14 protein-coding genes are annotated in these 20,031 nt (G+C 74.4%); 8 read left to right on the top strand and 6 right to left on the bottom strand.

All coding sequences use genetic code 11. The features are described 5' to 3' along the window. Nucleotides 1-39: 39 nt before the first annotated feature. On the top strand, nt 40-1,131 hold the full coding sequence (locus tag ABD808_RS35260) for an amidohydrolase family protein (protein ID WP_344906759.1): 1,092 nt from the start codon (nt 40-42) through the stop codon (nt 1,129-1,131). A gap of 14 nt (nt 1,132-1,145) precedes the next feature. Here the strand turns inward: ABD808_RS35260 and ABD808_RS35255 are convergent, their stop codons facing one another. Continuing rightward, nucleotides 1,146-2,402: a tetratricopeptide repeat protein gene (locus ABD808_RS35255; protein ID WP_344906756.1), complete on the bottom strand. Its 1,257-nt coding sequence runs from the start codon at nt 2,400-2,402 to the stop codon at nt 1,146-1,148. Between the two features lie 83 nt (nt 2,403-2,485). On the opposite strand from ABD808_RS35255, the gene ABD808_RS35250 reads away from it, so the two are divergent. The 5 genes from ABD808_RS35250 to ABD808_RS35230 are packed head-to-tail and all read left to right on the top strand — an operon-like array spanning nt 2,486 to nt 12,297. Beyond that, on the top strand, nt 2,486-5,806 hold the full coding sequence (locus ABD808_RS35250) for a DUF4132 domain-containing protein (protein WP_344906753.1): 3,321 nt from the start codon (nt 2,486-2,488) through the stop codon (nt 5,804-5,806). After that, entirely contained in the window at nt 5,803-6,891 is a 1,089-nt protein-coding gene (locus tag ABD808_RS35245; protein ID WP_344906750.1) for an ATP-binding protein, read from the top strand. Before ABD808_RS35250 ends, ABD808_RS35245 begins: the two co-directional genes overlap by 4 nt. Continuing rightward, nucleotides 6,891-9,215: a DUF5682 family protein gene (locus tag ABD808_RS35240; protein ID WP_344906747.1), complete on the top strand. Its 2,325-nt coding sequence runs from the start codon at nt 6,891-6,893 to the stop codon at nt 9,213-9,215. The genes ABD808_RS35245 and ABD808_RS35240 overlap by 1 nt, the downstream gene beginning before the upstream one ends. Then, nucleotides 9,212-10,354 carry a VWA domain-containing protein gene (locus ABD808_RS35235; RefSeq protein ID WP_344906744.1) on the top strand — a complete coding sequence of 381 codons (1,143 nt, stop codon included), beginning with the start codon at nt 9,212-9,214 and terminating at the stop codon, nt 10,352-10,354. Before ABD808_RS35240 ends, ABD808_RS35235 begins: the two co-directional genes overlap by 4 nt. Further along, complete coding sequence (locus ABD808_RS35230) at nt 10,351-12,297, top strand: hypothetical protein (RefSeq protein WP_344906742.1); 1,947 nt, start codon at nt 10,351-10,353, stop codon at nt 12,295-12,297. Before ABD808_RS35235 ends, ABD808_RS35230 begins: the two co-directional genes overlap by 4 nt. Before the next feature lie 9 nt (nt 12,298-12,306). On the opposite strand, the gene ABD808_RS35225 is transcribed toward ABD808_RS35230, so the two are convergent. Both ABD808_RS35225 and ABD808_RS35220 read right to left on the bottom strand, forming a co-directional pair. Beyond that, on the bottom strand, nt 12,307-13,245 hold the full coding sequence (locus tag ABD808_RS35225) for an MBL fold metallo-hydrolase (protein ID WP_344906739.1): 939 nt from the start codon (nt 13,243-13,245) through the stop codon (nt 12,307-12,309). Nucleotides 13,246-13,269: 24 nt separating this feature from the next. Beyond that, a complete protein-coding gene (locus ABD808_RS35220; RefSeq protein WP_344906736.1) occupies nt 13,270-14,334 on the bottom strand; it encodes a rod shape-determining protein in 1,065 nt (354 codons plus the stop codon). Nucleotides 14,335-14,513: 179 nt separating this feature from the next. Between ABD808_RS35220 and ABD808_RS35215 the strand changes: the two genes are divergently transcribed. Continuing rightward, nucleotides 14,514-15,263, top strand: coding sequence for a PP2C family protein-serine/threonine phosphatase (locus ABD808_RS35215; RefSeq protein ID WP_344906733.1), 750 nt, complete (start codon nt 14,514-14,516; stop codon nt 15,261-15,263). Next, entirely contained in the window at nt 15,260-17,038 is a 1,779-nt protein-coding gene (locus ABD808_RS35210; RefSeq protein ID WP_344906730.1) for an N-6 DNA methylase, read from the top strand. The genes ABD808_RS35215 and ABD808_RS35210 overlap by 4 nt, the downstream gene beginning before the upstream one ends. 96 nt (nt 17,039-17,134) lie before the next feature. On the opposite strand, the gene ABD808_RS35205 is transcribed toward ABD808_RS35210, so the two are convergent. The 3 genes from ABD808_RS35205 to ABD808_RS35195 form a co-directional block, all read right to left on the bottom strand. Beyond that, complete coding sequence (locus ABD808_RS35205) at nt 17,135-18,106, bottom strand: C40 family peptidase (protein WP_344906727.1); 972 nt, start codon at nt 18,104-18,106, stop codon at nt 17,135-17,137. 168 nt (nt 18,107-18,274) lie between these two features. After that, a complete protein-coding gene (locus ABD808_RS35200; protein WP_344906724.1) occupies nt 18,275-19,699 on the bottom strand; it encodes a maltokinase N-terminal cap-like domain-containing protein in 1,425 nt (474 codons plus the stop codon). Between the two features lie 2 nt (nt 19,700-19,701). After that, nucleotides 19,702-20,031 (bottom strand): alpha-glucosidase C-terminal domain-containing protein (locus tag ABD808_RS35195; protein ID WP_344906721.1); only part of this gene is annotated, 330 nt, incomplete at its 5' end.

Raw genomic sequence — 20,031 nt, 5'->3', positions numbered from 1 at the left:
CGTAGAGAGATCATCCCCTGCGCAGGAGGAGATGCGCCCGTGCTCGCATACCTGGAGTCGCTGTCCCTGGTCGACCACCACTGCCACGGCGTCCTGAACCGGGACCTGGACCGCCCGGCGTTCGAGGCGCTGCTCACCGAGGCCGACCACCCCGGGCCCACCAGCATGTTCGACACCCAGGTCGGGTTCGCGCTGCGGCGTTGGTGCCCGCCCGTCCTCGGCCTGGACGCGCACGCGGACCCGGACGCCTACCTGGCCCGACGCGCCGAGCTGGGCGCGGCCGAGGTGAACCGGCGGTTCCTGGCCGCGGCCGGGCTGGCGGCCCTGTGCGTGGACACCGGGTACACGCCCGAGTCGATCCTCGACCCGCCGGACCTCGGACGTCTCGCGGGCGCGCCCGCGCACGAGATCGTCCGGCTGGAGAGCGTCGCCGAGCAGGTCGCGGCGGACGGCGGCGGCGCGGCGACGTTCGCCGACGAGGTCCGCGCCCGCGTCGAGGGGAGCGGCGCGGTCGGCGCCAAGTCGATCGCCGCGTACCGGGCCGGGCTGGAACTGTCGGGCGAACGCCCGTCGGCGGCGGAGCTTACGGCGGCGGCCGGGCGGCTGATGCGGGAGGAGGCCCCGCGCGTCTGCGACGAGGTCCTGCACCGCTTTCTCGTCTGGTGCGCGGTCGACGCCGGGCTTCCCGTCCAGTTCCATGTCGGGATCGGGGACGTGGACGCCGACCTGCGGCGCGGTGACCCGCTGCTGCTCATCGAGTTGCTGCGCGCCATGGACCCCGCGCCCGCGATGCTGCTGCACAACTACCCGTTCCACCGGAACGCGGGCTATCTGGCCCAGGTGCTGCCCAACGTGTACGTCGACGTGGGCCTCGCGACCCACAACCTCGGGCACCGCGCGCCCGCGCTGATCGCCGAGCTGCTGGAGCTGGCGCCGTTCGGGAAGGTGCTCTACTCGTCGGACGCGTTCGGCCTGTCCGAGCTGTTCCATCTGGGCGCGCTGCTGTTCCGGCGCGGCCTCGCGGACTTCCTCGGCGGGGGAGTGGACGACGGCGCCTGGACGGCCGCCGACGCCGAACGGGTCGCCGGGCTGATCGCGTCCGGCAACGCGCGCCGCGTCTACGGGATCTGAGGAGGGAGGGGACGTCAGGCGAAGCGGCTGCTCGGGACGGGGCCGTGCGAGGACACCGCGTCCCGGGGGCCGGTGAGCCACTGTCCGGCGACCGTCCGGACGAACCCGGCCAGGGCCTCGTCCGAGTCGGGCGGCGCGCCGTCGTCCGCGTCGTCGTAGGTCTCGGGCGCGGCGCCGACGACCTCGGCGGCCAGTTCCTCGGCGGGCCGCCCGTCCGCCGGGACGGTCTCGGTCTCGCCGTCCGGCGTCACCCGCATCCCCTGGCCCCACGGCGCGACGACGACCTGGTGCAGCAGGCCGGTGACGTCGGCGCTGACCGCCGGGGGATCGGTCCAGCAGGTGGCGCGTTCGAACAGCACCTGCCCCTCGGCGCGTTCCCACAGCCCTTCCGCGTCGGACTCGTTGAGGTCGTACGCCACCACCAGCGTGTCGGGACGGCCGGGCGCGTACGGCTCCGCCGGGAGCCCGAACAGGCGCGCCGTGGCGAGCCCCAGGATCTGGCTCGACCGGTCCGGCAGCACGCCGACCGAGGTGGGTCGCCGCCCGGCCGCGTCCAGGATGAGCCGCAGCCGGTCGATGGACCGTCGGCACGTCCCGTAGCTGTCGGACGTGTACGCGAACCGTCCCGTCATGCCCTGGTCGAACCCGTACGGCGAGATCGCGCCGAGCACGCCGCCGCCGAGCGTGAAGTGCCAGCCCCGCAGGTCGGTGGCGTCGAGCGGGCTCGTCGTCCGGGCGGCGCGCGCCCGGTCGAGCATGCGCGCCAGCCGGTCCCGGGCGGGCGTCCAGTCGGCGTCGTCCGGGGCGGGCAGGACGGCCGCCTCGCGCTCGGACCGGTCGACGTCCCCCGCCAGCAGCGCGTTGAAGGCGAGCAGGTAGCGGGCTGGCCACGGGTCGAGCGACGCGACGCGCGGATCCAGGACGGCGACGGCCTCGGCGTGCCGGTTCTCCCGCTCCAGGGCGGAGACCAGCTCCATCACCAGGACGGGTTCGTCCGGCATCAGCTCCAGGGCGCGGCGCAGCGGCGGGATCGCCAGGAACGGGACGCCGCGCTCGATGCAGGCGTACCCGAAGTCGTAGAGTTCCTGCGGCCCGCGTGCGCGGACCATCGCGGCGGCCGCCTCCCGCATGTCGTCGAACCCTGACCTGGCCGCCGCGCCCTCCATGAGCCCCGCGACCTCGGCCAGATCCATGGCCTCCGCGTTGAACCGCAGATGCCGGATGAGCCCGGTGATGTCTCCTTGGTCCAGAAGTGCCCGCGCTTCGCTCATGAGGGGTCACGCTACAACGATCAGTGGGGGGGACTGTTTGGATTTTCCCCGGATATGTCGGCATGCTCCCCTACGGTTGGCGCATGCAAGATCACATCCCCGACGAGGACGTGCCGACGATCCCGGAGGCGTGGCGGCGGACGTTGCACGCTCGGCGCGGCGGCGCCCCCGGGCCCGCGATCACGGTGGACGCGAGGGCGCCGGAGACCGTCCGCGCGCTCGTCGCGGAGACCGGCGGGGCCGTGGAGTCCCTCCTGGAGGACACGTACGGCGACCGGGAGCTCGCGGCGGCGGCGCGCCGGTACCTCGACGGCGGCGACGACCCGGTCGGTGCCGGGGCGGTGGCGGCGGCGACCGCGCACGGTCTGCGACATCAACCACAGGGTGGCCCGGCCCGCGGGGAAGAGGCACATCGCGCGTTCGTCGACGCCTGGGTCACCGAGCGCGGGATCGCGTTCGCGGCGTGCGCGCTCGTCGAGCTGGGCCGGACGGAGACGAAGGCCGGGGCGGGCGGCTCCTGGGGCGGCACGTCGGTCGGCGCGTTCCACCACGGGGACGAGAAGCTCGAACACATCGAGCCGGAGACCGCCCGCCGCGTTCGCGGTCTGCTGGCGGCGGCCGACGAACCGGAGTACGCCGAGGCGGTCGAGCGGCTGGCTCGCCACCGGTCCGGCCCCGGGACGAAGTGGTTCGTGTCGTATCTGGTGCCGACGCGGGACGACTGGGTCGACGAGTGCTGCGCCGGAACGCCCTGTCCCCGGATGGGGCGGAGCGAGGCGCGGTGGATGTGGCTGTCGGCGCTGGGCAAGGCGTCCCAGCTGCGACGGCTCGCCGTGTACCTGTTCTGGGGCGACGCGACCCGGGCGCAGCTCGCGACGATCGTGGACGGCGTCGGCCCCGGCGCGCTCGGCTTCCTCCTCGAACAGGCCGACGGCGGGCACGTCGAGTCGACCGACCGCAGGCGCATCTTCGAGGCCGTGGCCGTCCTGCCGACGGACGAGGCGTTCCAGGCGCTCGTCGACCGGCTCGACCGCAGGCATGTGCGTCCCGCGCTGGACGCGGCGGCGGGGTGCTTCCCGGTGCGGGCGCTGCGGCTGCTGGCACGCGCGGGCAAGCGGACCGACGGGGTGCTGCGCGACCACGTCCGGGCCCACCCCGAGCTGGTCGCGGCGGCCCTGCCCGGCCTGCCCGACGACGTGCGCGCCGTGGTCGAGCCGCTCGCGGCGACATCGGCGCGCGTCCCGGTGGCGGGCCCGGAATCGCTGCCCGGCGTGCTCGTGGACCCGCCGTGGGCGCGGCCCAGCCGCCCCGCCGTCCCCGGCCTGCGGGAACCGGCGCCGCGGATCGTCTGGCGGGACGGCGAACGGGAGAAATGGCTCGCCGCCGACCCCGGAGTTCGTACGCCGGACCGCGACGACTGGGACGTTCTCGTCCAGGCCCACCTGTTCGGCCGCTCCCTCATCGGTGGCGAGGAACTCGTCCTGCACGGCCCGGAGGACCTGGTCCGGCCGCTGCTGCGCGACTTCGAGGGGTACGCCGAACGCGACGCCCACACGTGGGTGCGGGTGCTCGTCGCCCGCTACGAGCTGGACGCGCTGCCCGCCGCGATCCGGATGGCCAAGCCGTACCCGGAGACCTGCGTCGGCCCGCTGCTGCCGTTCCTGGACGCGGGCCTCGCGCGGCTCATGGCCGGATGGCTCGTCCGGGGCGGCGCGTACGTGGGCCCGGCCCGCCGGTGGCTGCGGCACCACGGGCTCGACGCCGTCCCGCTGCTCGTCCCGGCGGCGCTCGGGCAGAGCGCCAAGCGGTGCCGGGAGGCCGAGACCGCGCTGCGGTACCTGAACGACGCGCACGCTCTCGGCGCCATCGCGGACGCCGCCCGCGACGCGCACGGCGAGGACGCGGGCCACGCGATCGAGGAGCTGCTGGCGGCCGAGCCCGCCGAGACGGGGCTGGACGCGCCCGCGAGGATCGGCGACTGGGCCGACCCGGCGGTGCTGCCGCAGGTCCTGCTGCGCGGCCACGAGCGGGCCCTTCCGCCGGACGCGACCCGCCGCCTGCTGGAGCTGTTCGCGCTGCCGTCCCCCTACGTCATGGACGAACCGGCGAAGACCTGCGACCCCGACTCGGTCGCCGAGTTCGGCTGGGCGGTGTTCCAGCGCTGGCTCGACGCGGGCCACCCGCCCAAGGACGTGTGGGCGCTGACGCAGCTGGCCCGCACCGGCGACGACGAGACGGCCGGGCTGCTGGCCGCCGTCATCCGGACGCTGCCCGGCAAGGGCGGACACAAGCTCGCCGTCCGGGGCCTGGACGTGCTCGCCGAGATCGGCTCCGACGCGGCCCTGACGCATCTGAACGGCATCGCCCGCAAGGTCGCGTTCAAGGGCCTGCGGGCCGAGGCGGAGCACCGGATCGAGGAGGTCGCCGAGCGGCTCGGGCTGAGCCCCGACCAGCTCGCCGACCGGCTCGTCCCCACCTTCGGGCTCGACGCCGACGGCGCCATGACGCTCGACTACGGGCCGCGCCGGTTCCTCGTCCGGTTCGACGAGCAGCTCAGGCCGTTCGTCACCGACGAGGACGGCAAGCGCCGCAAGACGTTGCCGAAACCCGGTGTCAAGGACGACCCGGAGTTGGCGCCCGCCGCCCACCAGGCGTTCACGGCGCTGAAGAAGGAGGTGCGGGGGGTCGCGTCCGACCAGCTCCTCCGGCTCGAACAGGCCATGGCGGAGCGGCGGTGCTGGACGCCGGTGGAGTTCGGCGAGTTCATCGTCGGCCATCCGCTCGTCCGGCACATCGCGCGCCGCCTGGTCTGGATCGCGCTCGACGGCGGCGACGCGACCGCGTTCCGCGTCGCCGAGGACGGCACGTTCGCCGACGCGGCCGACGACGCCTTCGCCCTGCCCTCCTCGGCGGACGTCCTCATCGCGCACCCCCTGCACCTCGGCGACGCCCTCAAGGACTGGGCGGAGGTGTTCGCCGACTACGAGATCCTCCAGCCGTTCCCGCAGCTCGGACGGTCCGTTCACGCGCTGACCGAGGCCGAGAAGGACGGCGGACGGCTGGAGCGGTTCGAGGGCGTCACCGTCCCGTTCGGCAAGGTGCTGGGCCTCGTCCGGCTCGGCTGGGAACGCGGCGAGCCGCAGGACGCGGGCGGCGAACGCTGGATCTCCCGCCGGGTCGGCGACGACCGGTACGTCGTGATCGACCTCTATCCCGGCATCACGGTCGGCAACGTCGGCGGGTCGGGCGACCACCAGACCCTCAGCCACGTGTGGTTCGCCACCAGGCCCGACGACTACCGCGTGCGCGTCGGGACGCCCCTGCGGTTCGGCGAACTCGACGCCGTGACCGCGTCGGAGATCCTGTCCGACCTGATCGGGCTGGCCGAGGCGGACGTGCGATGAGCGACGCCGCCTACCAGCGACCGCCCGCCGAGGTCCGGTTCGCCGAGGAATTGGAACGGCTGCGCGACGGCGACTCCGGGCCGCGCCCGCCCGGCTGGGCGCTGAGCCTGACGGCGGCGCGGCGGTTCGTCGTCGGGGACGCGGCACTCGGCGTCGCACGCAAGTTCGTCGGCGACACCGCCCTCATCGACCGGGCCCTCGTCACGCTCGCGACCAGCCGGGGCCTGATGCTGGTGGGGGAGCCGGGGACCGCGAAGTCGCTGCTGTCGGAGCTGATCGCGGCGGCGGTGAGCGGCACGTCCACGCTGACGATCCAGGGCGGCGCCGCGACCACCGAGGACCAGATCAAGTACTCCTGGAACTACGCGCTGCTGGTGTCGGAGGGGCCGTCCACCCGGTCGCTGGTGCCCGCGCCGCTGCTGACCGGGATGGCGGAGGGGAAGGTCGTCCGGTTCGAGGAGATCACCCGCTGCCCGCTTGAGGTGCAGGACGCGCTGCTGTCGCCGCTGTCCGACCGCGTCCTGGCGATCCCGGAGCTGTCGGGGGACGAGGCCATGGTGTTCGCGCGGGACGGGTTCAACGTCATCGCGACCGCGAACACCCGCGACCGGGGCGTCAACGAGATGAGCGCCGCGCTCAAACGGCGGTTCAACTTCGAGACCGTGTTCCCCATCGCCGACTTCGCCACCGAACTGGGCCTCGTCGAACGGGAGGCGACGCGGCTGCTGGAACGCAGCGGCGTCGAGGTCGCGCCGCGCCGCGACGTCCTCGAAGTGCTCGTCACGACGTTCCGGGAACTGCGCAACGCCGCGACCGAGGACGGCCAGGCCATGGACCGGCTGTCGGCCGTGATGAGTACGGCGGAGGCCGTGTCGGTCGCGCACCAGGTCGGCGTGCGCGGCTGGTTCCTGCGCGGCGAGGCGGGCGCCGCCGCCGACATCGTCGAGTGCCTCGCCGGGACGGCCGCCAAGGACAGCCCCGACGACCTGGCTCGGCTGCGCCGCTACCTGGAGCAACGGGCGCCGCGCCGCGACGGCGAGCAGTGGCGCGCCCTGCACGCCGCCCGGCATCTGCTGCCCGGCTGATGGCCGTCATGTTCGTCGGCGTCCGGCACCACAGCCCGGCGTGCGCGCGGCTCGTCCGGGACGTGATCCAGCGGCTCCGCCCCGCGTACGTGCTGGTGGAGGGGCCCGCCGACTTCGGCGCCCGGATCGACGAACTGCTGCTGGCCCACGAACCGCCCATCGCGATCTTCAGCTACCACCGGGACGCGGAACGCGCGCACGCGTCGTGGACGCCGTTCTGCGCGTACTCGCCGGAATGGGTCGCGCTCAACGAGGGCCACGCGGCCGGGGCGCGACTGCGGTTCATCGACCTGCCCGCGTGGCATCCGGCGTTCGGCGACCGTGGCAACCGGTACGCCGACGCCGAACGCCGGTACGCCGAGGCCACCGGACGGCTGTGCCGCGAGTTCGCCGTCGACAACACCGACGTCCTCTGGGACCACCTCTTCGAGATCGACCCCGACGACCCGGCGGAGCGACTCGCCGCCTATTTCGCCCTCCTACGAGGCGAGGCCGAGGCGGGGCCGGACGACACGGCGCGCGAGGCGTACATGGCGCGATGGATCAGGGCGGCCGCCGCCGACGCCGATGACCGGCCGGTCGTCGTGGTGGCGGGCGGCTTCCACACACCCGCCCTCGAAACGCTCGCCGCGACGGGCGACACCGGCTGGCCGGACGTCCCCGCGCCGCCCGAGGGCGCCGCCGGGGGGAGCTTCCTCGTCCCGTACTCGTTCCGGCGGCTGGACGCCTTCACCGGCTACGAGTCGGGGATGCCGTCGCCCGAGTACTACCAGCGGCTCTGGGAGGGCGACCCGGACACGGCCGCCGCCGCGCTGATCGAGACGGTCGTGGCGCGGCTGCGGGCGCGGCGGCAACCCGTGTCGACCGCCGACCTGGTCGCCGCCCGCACCCTCACCGGCGGCCTGACCCGGCTGCGCGGGCACCGCGCCCCGGCCCGCACCGACCTGCTGGACGGCCTGGTGTCCGCGCTGGTCAACGACGACCTGGACCAACCCCTCCCATGGACCACGCGAGGCCCGCTCGCCCCCGGCGCGATTCCCGGGGGGTGCGGGGGGCCGTCCCCCCACATGGCGACGGGCGCGCATCCGGCCGTCGTGGAGATGGTCGCCGCGCTGAGCGGGGACCGGGTCGGGCGTCTGCACCCCGACACCCCGGCGCCGCCGCTCGTCCACGACGTCGCCGCCGAGCTGGAACGCCTCGGCCTTGACCAGAGTGGCCCGGTCACTTTCAGGCTGACGTCCTCGCGTGGGCTGGAGCGGAGCCGTGTCCTGCACCGGCTGCGCGTCCTGCGGATTCCCGGCGTCGAGCGCCGGTCGGGGCCCGCGACGGGCGCCGACCCGGTGCTGGAGGAACGCTGGACGCTGGACCTCTCCGGCCAGGGCGGGCGCCGCGAGTCCGCGCTGATCGAGGCGGGGGCGTACGGGGCGACGCTCGGCGACGCCGCAGCCGCCGCGCTGGACGAGCGCATGGCCGACGCCGGAGCCGACATGGGCGCGCTCGCGGTCGTGCTGTTCGACGCCGCGCTGTGCGGGTGCGCGGCCCAGTCCGGCCGGATCGCCGAGTCGATCGCCGCCGGGATCGCGGGCGCGGCCGAGCTGCCGCCGCTCGGCGCGGCGCTGGAGACCGTCCTCGGCCTGTGGCGGCATGATCGGGTACTCGGCACGGCCCGCAGCCCGCTGTTCGGGACGGTCGTCGCCGCATGCGTCGCCCGCGTCCTGTGGTTGATGGAGGGGCTGCGCGGCGGGCCCGCGCCCGCCGATCTCGGTCGCCTGCGCGCCGTCGCCGCCGTCCGCGACGCGCTGCTGCACGCCACCGACGCGCTCGACCTGGACAGGGCCGCCGCGCTCGGCATCGCGCGCCGCGTCGCCGCCAGGACGGACGCGCCGCCCGACCTGCGGGGCGCGGCGTTCGGGCTCGGCCGGGCGCTCGGCGACACCGCCGACGCGGCACGCGCGGTGCGGGGCGCGGCCGGGCCCGCGACGTTCGGCGACTGGCTCGCCGGGCTGTTCGCGCTCGCCCGGCAGGAGGTGCTCGACCCCGGCGCGCCCGTCCTCGGCGTCCTCGACGAACTGGTCGGCGCCATGGGCGAGGGCGACTTCCTCGTCGCGCTGCCCGCGCTGCGGCAGGCGTTCGCGTTCTTCCCGCCCCGCGAACGCGAGACGATCGCCCAGGGCCTCCTGGACCGGCGCGGCCTGCGCGGCTCACCCCGCGCGCTCCTCCACACCGGCGCCGACCCACTGCTGATCGCCGAGGCGCACGCTCTGGAGGCCCGTGTCGACCGCGCCCTGGAAGCCGCCGGACTCGCCTCCGAGGGGACGTCGTGAGCACGCCCGATCTGGAGCGGTGGCGGCTCATCCTCGGCGCGCCCGCGCAGGCGTGCACCGGACCGCTCGGCGGCGCGGACGCCGAACGGGACGCCGCGCTCGACTGGCTGTACGGGCGCGACCCCGACCTGGCCGAACGCGGCGTCCGGCGCGGCCCCGGCTCTCCCGACGACGACCGCACCGCCGGGGACGAGCCGTCCCGACTCACCACCGTCGACTGGCTCGACGCCGTGCACCGGCTGTTCCCGAAGGAGACGATCGAGCGGCTGGAACGCGACGCCGTCGAACGCTACGAGATCCTGGACGTCGTCACCGACCCCACCGTCCTCGCGCGCATCGAACCCGACCGGACGCTGCTGCGCGCCGTGCTGCGCACCAAGCACCTGATGGACCCCGAGGTCCTCGCGCTCGCCCGGCGCATCGTCGAGGCCGTTGTGCGGGAGCTGTTGGAGCGGCTCGCCACCGAGATCCGGCAGGCGTTCCACGGCGCCAGGTCGCGGCGCCCCAGCCGGTTGAAGAACTCCCGGAACTTCGACTTCCACCGGACGATCCGCGCCAACCTCGCCCACTACCGCCCCGACGAGCGCCGCCTCTACATCGAGGAGCCCCGGTTCGTGGCCCGGACGCGGCGGCACGTCGAACGGTGGCAGCTGATCCTGCTGGTCGACCAGTCCGGCTCCATGGTCGGGTCGGTGATCCACTCCGCCGTCACGGCCGCGTGCCTGTGGGGGCTGCCGGGCCTCACGACGCACCTCGTCGCGTTCGACACGTCCGTGGTGGACCTGACGTCCGACGTCACCGACCCCGTCGAACTGCTGATGAAGGTGCAGCTCGGCGGAGGCACCAACATCGCGCGGGCCGTCGCGTACGGGGCGGGCCTGGTGGACAACCCGCGCCGTGCGATCGTCGCGGTCGTCTCCGACTTCTTCGAGAGCGGCGACCCGTACCGGCTCGTCCGGGAGGTGCGGCGGCTCGTCCAGCAGGGGACGCACGTGCTGGGGCTGGCCGCGCTCGACGAGGACGCCGAACCGGCCTACGACCGGGAGGTGGCGCAGCGCCTCGCCGACGTCGGCGCGCACGTCGGCGCGATGACGCCCGGCCAGCTCGCGGAGTTCGTCGCGGAGCGGATCGGCCGATGACCCGCGCCGACCTGCTGTCCCTCACGCCGGACGCCCTGGCCGCGCTCGCCAACCGCGGCCTCGTCAAACGCGCCGCCAAGGACCTGGACGCGGGGAACGGCCCCGAGGTCACGGTGTCGCCGGACGGCGCCGTCACCGGCGCGTACCCCGACGGCGTCAGGGCGTCCCTGCCGCCCGGCGCCGGGCTGGAGGCCGCGGCCTGCACCTGCGCGGCGACGGGAACGTGCCGCCACCAGATCGGCGTCATCCTCGCCTACCAGCGGACGACCGGTGAAGCGGCAGAACCGGAACCGGAGCCGGTGGTCGTCTGGTCGCCGGGCCGGTTCGACGACGACGCGCTGGCGGGCGTCCTCGGGCGGCGCGCCGTCACCGCCGCCCGCCGCGCGTTCCGCGGCGGCTACTCCGCCGTGGTCCGCCGTCCCACCGCCGACGATCCGGTGGCGCGGGTCGAGTTGCCGACGTGCACGGTCAGGTTTCTCGTGCCGGGCGAACTCGGCTACGTCCACACCGACGCGGTCGCGGCGTTGCGCGGCGAGGTGACCGTCCTGGCCGTCTGGGCGTTCCGGGCCGCCGACGAACGCGGCCTGACCGGCGACGAGGCCCGCCTGGACGTCGGCGGCGGACCCGGCCGGACCTCCGACGGCCTCGCACCGGCGCTCGACCTGGTTGACCAGATCCTTCTCGACGGGGCCGCTAACGCCGGGCCGGTGCTGGTCGCCGCGTTGGGCCGTGCCGCCGCCGGGCTGACGGCGCGCGGCGCGCACTGGCCCGCCGCCGCCCTGGACGACCTGGCCGCGCAGCTCGCCGCCCACCGGGAACGCCGCGCCGACCACGACCCGGCGCGCGTCGCGGAACTGCTCGCCGAACTCCACGCCCGGCACCGGGCGTCCCTCTCCGGCGGGGACCGCTCGCAGGTCCTCGGGACGGACGAGGCGGCCGAGACCCCGCTGCGCCGCGTCCGGCTCGCCGCCCTCGGCTGCCGCGTCGCGGGCACCCCCGGCACGCGCACGGCGGACGTCTTCCTCGCCCACACCGGGACGGGGATCGTGCTCGTCCTGAAACGCCGCTGGGACGTCCCGGACGGCACGCGGCTGACCGGCGCCGACATCGCCGCCCGCCGCGTCCTCGGCGCCACGCTCCGATCGCTCGCCACCGGCAACGTCGTGTCGGAGAGCGCGACCCGCAGCGCCGGACGGGTCGTGCGCGTCGCCACCGGACGGATCGCGAAGACGACCGTCACGCCCCTCGGCGACACCTGGACCGGCCTGCCCGCCGCGCTCACCGTCCGCGACTTCGCGGCGGAGGAACGCGCCCTGGACGCGCTGCCGCCCCGGCTCGTCCGCCCGCGCGTCGCCGCCGAACGGGTCCGGGTCGTCGGGATCGCGGAGCTGCGCGACCTCGGCTACCACCCCGGCGCGCAGCGGCTCGACGCGCTGGTCGCCGACGCGGCGGGCGCCACGGCCGTCGTGTCCGCGGCCTACAGCCCATACCGTCCGGCCGCGCTGGACGTGCTCGCCGGGGCGCTCACCGCCGGGCCGTGCCTGCTCGGCGGCGCGGTCGGCCGGGACCGGGGCGGCCTGGTCATCGACCCGTTCGCGGTCCTCACCCCGGACGGCGTCGTCGTGCCCGACCTGGAACCCGGCGACGGGACCGCCGCGCTGGACGGCCCGCCCCCGGCCGCCCCCGACCCGCTCGGACACGCCCTGGACGAGGCGCTCGCCGCGTGCTCCGCCGCCGCGCACCGGGGGCTCGTCCACGTCACGCCCACCCTCCAGGACCGGATCGCCCGCGCGGGCGACGACCTCAACAAAGCGGGCCTGCGCACCGCCGCCCAAACCGTCGCGGCCCTCGCCACCGCGCTCACCGACGACGACCCGCACCGCGCCGTCCGCGCCTGGGCCACCGCCTGCGTCCGCCTCATCACCACGGCGGAGCTGCGCTGACGCGCGCGCTCAGGCGCGGCAGGTCAACGGGCGGCCCCCGTTGAACGCGATCATGTCCTCCAGCGCAGAGACCACGTCGATCCGCGCGCCGGGCTCGGCGCCGTCCAGCTCGGCGTAGGCGCGGTGCAGGTTCCCGACGAGGCGCTCGGCGTCGGTCAGCTCCGCGAACGGGCCGAGGCCGGCCTCCCGTGCCGCCTCCAGCGGCGTCAGCCCGGCCCGCCTGCCCTCGGCGGCCGTCGCCTGCACGAACCGCAGATATCCGGCCACGTGGTCGATCAACTCGGGGCCCGCGACCGGGCCGTGCCCGGGGACGATCACCTCCGCGTCCAGCGGCGCGAGGACGTCCTGCAACACCGCGAGCGCGCCCGACACCGACCCCTGCATGAGGAACGGGGTGCCGCCGTTGAACAGCAGGTCGCCGCAGAACAGGACGCGCCGGTCCGGGATCCAGACGATCGAGTCGTTGGTGGTGTGCGCGGGCGTCCCGACGTGCCGGACCTCGCAGCGCAGATCGTCCACCCACAGCGTCACGGCGTCGGTGTAGGTGAGGAACGGCGGCTCCAGTTCGACGTCGCCCCAGTCGACCTTCGTCCAGTACGGCTCGTCGAACGGCTTGCCCCACGCGATCGCCGCCGCGCGGGTCTGCTCGTGCCCGACGACGGTCGCGCCAGAGAACACGAAGTTGCCGAACGTGTGGTCGCCGTGGTGATGGGTGTTGACGAGCGTCCGGACCGGACGGTCGGTCACCGACCGGATCGCCTCCAGGTAGGCGCGGGTCCTGCGCTCGGTGGAGCAGGCGTCGACGCTGGTCACGCCCCGCGAACCGGCGACGAAACCGGTGTTGTTGATCCACCAGGTGCCGTCCGGCTGGACGTAGGCGAACACCCCGTCCGAGACCTCCTCAAGGCGCGGGCTGCCGGGACCGTCGCGCTCCGGTGCGTCGCTCATGAGACCCGGAGTCTAGCCCGCGGGTCAGTACTCGAACTCGGGGATGGACGTGACGAGGTGCGGGCGCGGCGAGCTCTCCCGGGCGGACGGCTCCGGCGAGTGCGCCGAGCGCAGCACCTCACCGGCGCCGAGGACGGCCGCGTCGCCGGTGTCGTCCCCGATCCGCGCGGCCAGGCCCGTCCGTTCCCGGATCAGCCGTTCGAGGCCCGGCAGCCGGGCCGACCCGCCGGTGAGGGTGACGCCGACGCTCAGCAGGTCGCCGGAGATCTCCGGCGTGCAGCCCGCGAGACCGGTGCGCACCGCCTCCACGATCTCGGTGACCGGTCCGGCGATCGCCCGGCCGATGTCGACGGTGGTGAGGACGATCTCGCGCGGCATCCCGGTCGCGAGGTCCCGCCCGTGCGCGACGGTCTGCCGCACCTGGCGGCGGCCGAGCGGCGGCACCGCCCCGACCTCCCGTTTGGCGGCCTCGGCGGCCGACAGCGAGATGGCCGTGTTCTGCTCGCGCCGGACCAGCGCGACGATGGCACGGTCCAAAGCGGACCCGCCGATCTGCGCGGTGTGGGACGTGACGAGCCCGCCGAACGCGATGACGCCGACGTCGGTGAGGTCCGCGCCGATGTCGGCGACGACCGTGATCTCGGGCCGGGCCGACGAGGTCAGGCCCATCCCGATGGCGGCGGCGATCGGCGTCGGCACCAGCGTCAGGCGCCGCGCGCCCGCCTGGTACGCGGAGAACTGGAGCGCCCGGTAGTGCACGGAGCTCATCCCGCTCGGCACCGTCACGACCAGCCGCGGGCGGGCCGTGTACCGGCGGTGATGGTGCCTGCGGACGAGGTGGCGCATCAGGTACTCGGCCTCGTCGGTCTCGGTCGGGGCGCCCTCGCGGATCGGCCGGACGAGGGTGACGTCCGGGTTGCGTCCCGCCATCTCCCGCGCCGGGCCGCCGAGGGCGAGGATGCGTCCGGTGCGGCGGCAACGGGCCAGCAGTGACGGCTCCCTACAGACGACCCCGCGATCTCGCACATGCATCCGCACGGTGGAGCTGCCCAGGTCGATAGCGGTGTCACGGCCCGCGAAGTCCCACATCGCGTCCCTCCCAATCGCCCCGAAAGTCGCAAGAGCCCTGATGATGCCCTCATGTCCGAGGGCGATGCCCACGGCCGGGTAAGCGAATCGCAACGGCCCGGCGAATGGTCATCCATGGCAAACGGCATCGTTGAGCAGGACATTTGTGAATCGAGTTTTAGCGTGTTTGCATGGGATGCATGGCTCACCATGTGCTTCGGTTCGCCGCGGGTTCGGACGTCGGCATGCGCCGGAAGGTCAACGAGGACTCCGCGCTCGCCGGGCCCCGGCTGCTCGCGGTCGCCGACGGGATGGGCGGCCACCCGCACGGCGACGTCGCGAGCCGGACGGCCATCACGATCCTGTCCGGGCTCGGCCCGGGCGGCGACCTCGCCGGTGCGGTCACCGAGATCGCCGACCGGCTCGACGCCCTCGCCCGCCACGAGCCGGACCTGATGGGGATGGGCACCACGCTCACCGTGATGGCCTGGGACGGCGGCGGCTTCGCGGTGGCGCACATCGGCGACTCCCGCGCCTACCTGCTGCGTACCGGCGACCTGTTCCAGCTCACGCGCGACCACACGATGGTGCAGTCGCTCGTCGACGGCGGGCAGCTCACCCGCGCGGAGGCGGACCGCCACCCCAAGGGGTCGATGCTGGTCAAGGCCCTCCAGACCGGCACGCGCTCCGAACCCGACGTGTTCCGGCACGACGCCCTGCCCGGCGACCGCTACCTGCTGTGCTCCGACGGCGTCTCGGGCTTCCTCCCGCCGGACGCGATCCGCGAAGCGCTGGCGGGCGCGGCGCGGCCCGAGGACGCCGTCACCCGCCTCATCGGCCTCGCGAACGGCACCGGAGGGCTCGACAACATCACCTGCGTCGTGGCCGACGTCGTCCCGTCCGCCCCCGAAGTGTCGCCGCTGGTGGTGGGCGCGGCGGCGCGCCGGTGACCGACGACCCGGGGGTGACGGCGGGCGACATCGCCCGCCTGGCGGGCGTGGGACGCGCCACGGTCAGCAACTGGCGCCGCCGCCACGGCGACTTCCCGCGCCCCGTCGGCGGGACGGCCACGAGCCCGTTGTTCTCCCTCGTCGACGTCGAGAGCTGGCTGCGCCGCAACGGCAAGCCGTTCGAGCTGTCCCTCGGCGACCGGGTGTGGCAGCGGCTGCGGGCCTCCGGCGACGACTTCCACCTCGCCGACCTCGTGGGCCGGGCCGGGCTGCGGCTCCTCGAACTCCTCGAACTCCGCGACGACACCGCGCCACACGAACCGGCCGACCCGGGGCTGGCCGAGCTGGCCGCCGAACACGGACACGCGGGGGCCTTCGAGCTGCTCGTCCAGCGCTATGTCCAGGCGCACTCACGGCGGCTCTCCGTCACACGTGAGGACGTGGCGCGGCTGATGGCCCGGCTCGTCTGCCGGGACGGCGACACCGTCCTCGATCCGGCCTGCGGGCTCGGCACGCCGTTGCTGGCGGCCCGGGGCGTGCGGCGGGCGCTCGGCCAGGACGCCGCCGCGCCCGCCGCCCGCATCGCCGAGGCCCGCCTGCTGCTCGCCGGGACACCCGCCGAGATCGTCGCGGGCGACTCCCTGCGGCACGACGCCTTCTCGGGCGTGACCGTCGACGCGGTCCTGTGCAACCCGCCGTTCGGTGACCGGGCCTGGGGATACGACGAGCTGGCCGGCGACCCGCGCTGGGAGTACGGGCTGCCGCCGCGCGGCGAACCGGAACTCGCCTGGGCGCAGCACTGCCTCGCGCACCTGCGGCCCGGCGGGCGCGCCGCGGTGCTGATGCCGTCGGCGGTGGCGTCCCGGCGGCCCGGGCGGCGCGTCCGCGGCACCCTGCTGCGGGCGGGCGCGCTCCGCGCGGTGATCACGCTGGCGCCGGGCGGCCCCGACCTGTGGCTGCTGCGGCGACCCGAACCGGGTGCCGCGCCGCCCGCCACGATCCTGCTGCTGGACGCCGAGGGCGACCTCGACCTGGCCGAACGCGTCTGGAAGCGGCGCGCGGACGGCGAGCACTCGGTACCGGTCATCGACCTGCTCGACGACGAGATCGACCTCAGCCCGGCCCGGCACCGTCCACGGCAGAGCGGGGAGGCGTTCGGCCGCCGCTTCACCGAGGTGCTGGACCGGCTGGCCGCCGCCGCGCCCGTCCCGCCCGCCCTGGATCCGCTGCCCGAGCGGCGGCCCGTGCCGGTCACGACGCTCGCCGAGCTGGCCAGGGCCGGGGTGGTCACGATCAGCCATGCGCCCGCGCGGCTCCGTCCGGGCGGTGACGTGCCGGTCCTGACCGCCGACGACGTGAGCGCCGGGACGGGTCCGTCCGCGACGTCCGCCGCCGATCCCGGCCTGATCATGCTGGAGCCCGGTGATGTCGTCGCCACCGCCGCCGGGGCGGCCCGGGTCGTCACGGCGTCCGGCGCCGCGCTCGGCCCCTACCTCACCCTGTACCGACCGGACGCGGAACGGCTCGACCCCGGTTTCCTCGCCGGTTTCCTCACCTTCGCCCACCTCCGCACCGGCACCGGTTCGAGCCGCGTGGACCTCCGCCGCGCCCGCATTCCCCGGCTCTCCCCGGAGCAGCAGCGCGACTACGGCCGGGCCTTCCAGGAACTGGCCTGGCTGACCACGACCTTGCGCGACCTGTCGACCCTGGGCGAGGAACTGGTCCGGTTGAGTTTCGACGGCCTTCTCGACGGCCACCTGGCCCCCCGCCGCTGACCGTGTTCGGCGCTCCGCGTCCGAGACGGCGCGTTGTGATCGCCGCCGACCACGGGTGCGAGTGCCCGTGGACGGCGGCGCGCTGATGGCGACGGGTCAGCGCGGAGTGTGACCCGGGACGGTCAGCTCCTCCAGCGGGCCCACGTAGTCGGCCCAGGGACGGGACGGCCGCCCGGGCGTCTTCTGCTCGTGGTCGTCGGCCTTGTAGCGCGGCCGGGGTTCGGGACGGGACTCGTCCGGTGGTGTACCCGAGGGGGATTTGTCGGGGAGAATGTCGGTTTTTCCGGGCAATGTATCGGTGGGTGGCGGAATTTCGGGGGTCCGCGACTTATCAGGCGGTTTATGATCCGCGCGCTTCTCCGCGCTCATCCGGTCGATCTTCTCGACCAGCTCCTTCACCGACGGCGACCACTCCTTGTAGGCGGGGGCGCCCGGGCGTACCGCGCCCGCGAACTGTCTCTTCCGCCGTTTGCCGAGCTTGTCGATCCGCACCCGCGCACCGGAGTGCGGCGCGTGGAGGAAACGCTCGTTCCCCGTGTAGATCCCGACGTGGCTGCGGCCGTGGAAGAAGACGAGGTCGCCGGGTTCGAGGTCCTTCAGGCTGACCTTCCGCTTCACCTGCCGGTACTGCGAGTAGGTGACCCGGGGGATCTTGACGCCCGCCTCCCGCCACGCGGCCATGGCGAGGCCGGAGCAGTCGTAGCCGCTCGGGCCGTCCGCGCCCCACCGGTACGGCTTGCCGAGCTGCTTGCGGGCGAACGCCAGGGCCTCGTCGGCGTGTTCCCGCTGCGTCTCCTCGCGCGTCCGGTACTTGTCGTACGCCTGGACCTTCTTCTGCGTGGCGGAGTCGAGATGCAGGCCCCGCAGCACCGTCGGGTTGAGCGCGGCCTGCGCCTCCGCGCCCATCGGGGCCGTCAGGACGAGCCCGGACGCGAGCCCGGTCGCCGTCACCGCGACGACCGTCCTGAGCGTCCTCTGTTTTCGGACGCCGCCCCGGGCGTGGGCGGCATGGCCCGCGAACGCTCCGGTGCGTGCGGCGGCTCGGTGCGATCGGTATGTGGTGGACATCGGTGTGTTCTCCGTTCCCCCATTACGGGGATCTATCTTCGCGTGTTTCCCGGCGGGGAATCTCCCTGCCGAGAGTTCGGGTACCCGTCGAACGCGAATGGATTTGGAGAGCACACCGATTTTGCATGATCATGGCACGGAATTAGCGGTGACCTTTGGTGTCTTTGATCATGCGGTCAGATGCGCCAGCGATTTCAGTGGAACGGGCAGCCAGGCGGGCCGATTTCGCGCCTCGTACCGGACCTCGTAGACGGCCTTCTCGAATTCGAAGGCGCGAATGAGCACCGCGTGCGCCGCCGGATCGGGTCCGCCCGCCGCCGCGTAGCCGCGGCAGAACGCGGCACGGTTCCGCGCCGCCCAGGCGTGCGCCCGCGTCTCCACCCGCCCGCCGGGGCCGGACGGCGTCGTCCCCGACTTGGCGATGAGGAACCGGGCGGCGTACTCGAACGAGCGCAGCATCCCGGCGACATCCCGCAGCGGATGCGCGAGAGCCGTGCGCTCATGTTGGGTTCGTGCGGGTTCGCCCTCGAAGTCCAACAATGTCCAGCCGCTCTCGGTGCGCAGCACCTGGCCCAGGTGGTAGTCGCCGTGGACGCGCTGCACCGGCAGCGGCTCGGCCCGCGCGGCCAGGTCCAGGAAAGCGCTGGTCAGCGCCTTCGCGTGCGGTGCCAACCCGGGCACCGCGCGGCAGGTGCCGGTCAGCTCGTCGTTCATCCGCGCCGCCATCGCGCGCACGTCCTCGGCGGGCAGCACCGTCACGCCGAAGGCGTCGGCGAGGGCGCCGTGCACCTCGGCGGTCGCCGCGCCGAGCCGCTCCGCCTCGGCCGCGAAGTCGCCGCCCGCGACGCTGGCGTCCAGCTCCGCCCACTCGCCCTCCCACGCGCCGTCCCGGCCGGGGTCGCGCGGCGGCGTGTGCGCGAACCAGTCCCGGACGCTCGCGATCGCGAGGCTCCAGCCGTCCGCGCCGGTGTGCAGGTAGTCCGACAGCAGGCCGAGCGTGAGCGGTCCCGGCTCCAGCTCGATCCACCCGCGGACGGCCGGGACGCGCGCGCACCCGCCGCGCGTCAGCGCCAGGTTGACCTCCAGGTCGAGGTTGACGCCGCGGCTGAGCCGCCGGAACAGCTTGCAGATGTAGGCGTCTCCGAACAGCAACGACGTGTTGCTCTGCTCGGCGGTGATGGGCAGGCTCGTCAGGTCCGTGCGGATGCGGGAGTCGTCGGCGCGATGGAAACGCAGCGGGCCGATGGACGTTCCGACGGCCAGTTCGTCCAGCAGCGTCCGCGTCAGGTCGGGATCGTGGGCGGCGTCATAGAGGTGCGGCCCCCGGGTGTCGTCGTCGTGGCGGGTGATCTCCGCGTGCCGGAGCCGGTCGGGCAGGTGCTGCCGGGTGCCGAGGAGCAGTTGGTAGTGGTCGGTGGTGCCGTTCTGGTGGACGTCGAGGATGAGGTGGTGCAGGGCGGGGTCGCCGGTGCGGAGTTGGGTCGCGGTGCCGATGGTGAGGTCGTCGATGGGGCCGTCCTTACCGCCGAACCACCGCTGCCTGGGCAACCACTCCGCGAGGGTCTCGGTGAGACCCGGCTGGGGCGGCAGCACGGTCAGGCGGTCCTTTCCGCCCGTGGGCCCGTATCCGCGCCGTCGTCGTCGGGCGGCGCGAGCTGGAACCAGTAGAAGCCGTGCCCGGGAAGGGTCATCAGGTAGGGCAGTTCGCCAATGGCAGGGAATTGCACGCCGCCCATGCATTCGATGGGGGAGTAGCCCTCGAAGCGACGCAGGTCGAGTTCCACGGGTTGCGGAAAACGCGACAGGTTGCTGACACAAAGGACCGTGTCCATCTCACCCCACGGGCTCTCGTCCTCGGTGATCTCGCGGGTGAAGGCGAGGACGGAGGGGTTGGAGGCGGAGAGTTCGACGTAGGAGCCGACGCC

The sequence above is a fragment of the Actinomadura meridiana genome (assembly GCF_039537545.1).
GTDB lineage: Bacteria > Actinomycetota > Actinomycetes > Streptosporangiales > Streptosporangiaceae > Spirillospora > Spirillospora meridiana.
The sequence above is the reverse complement of the archived record's forward strand: the minus strand, read 5'-3'. Positions and strand labels throughout refer to the sequence as shown.

Bases quoted from the DNA above. Each gene is read 5' to 3' on its own strand.
- ABD808_RS35240 (WP_344906747.1), top strand. From the start codon at position 6,891: ATGGCCGTCATGTTCGTCGGCGTCCGGCACCACAGCCCGGCGTGCGCG.
- ABD808_RS35255 (WP_344906756.1), bottom strand. From the start codon at position 2,402: ATGAGCGAAGCGCGGGCACTTCTGGACCAAGGAGACATCACCGGGCTC.
- ABD808_RS35215 (WP_344906733.1), top strand. From the start codon at position 14,514: ATGGCTCACCATGTGCTTCGGTTCGCCGCGGGTTCGGACGTCGGCATG.
- ABD808_RS35220 (WP_344906736.1), bottom strand. From the start codon at position 14,334: ATGTGGGACTTCGCGGGCCGTGACACCGCTATCGACCTGGGCAGCTCC.
- ABD808_RS35205 (WP_344906727.1), bottom strand. From the start codon at position 18,106: ATGTCCACCACATACCGATCGCACCGAGCCGCCGCACGCACCGGAGCG.
- ABD808_RS35245 (WP_344906750.1), top strand. From the start codon at position 5,803: ATGAGCGACGCCGCCTACCAGCGACCGCCCGCCGAGGTCCGGTTCGCC.
- ABD808_RS35225 (WP_344906739.1), bottom strand. From the start codon at position 13,245: ATGAGCGACGCACCGGAGCGCGACGGTCCCGGCAGCCCGCGCCTTGAG.
- ABD808_RS35250 (WP_344906753.1), top strand. From the start codon at position 2,486: ATGCAAGATCACATCCCCGACGAGGACGTGCCGACGATCCCGGAGGCG.
- ABD808_RS35230 (WP_344906742.1), top strand. From the start codon at position 10,351: ATGACCCGCGCCGACCTGCTGTCCCTCACGCCGGACGCCCTGGCCGCG.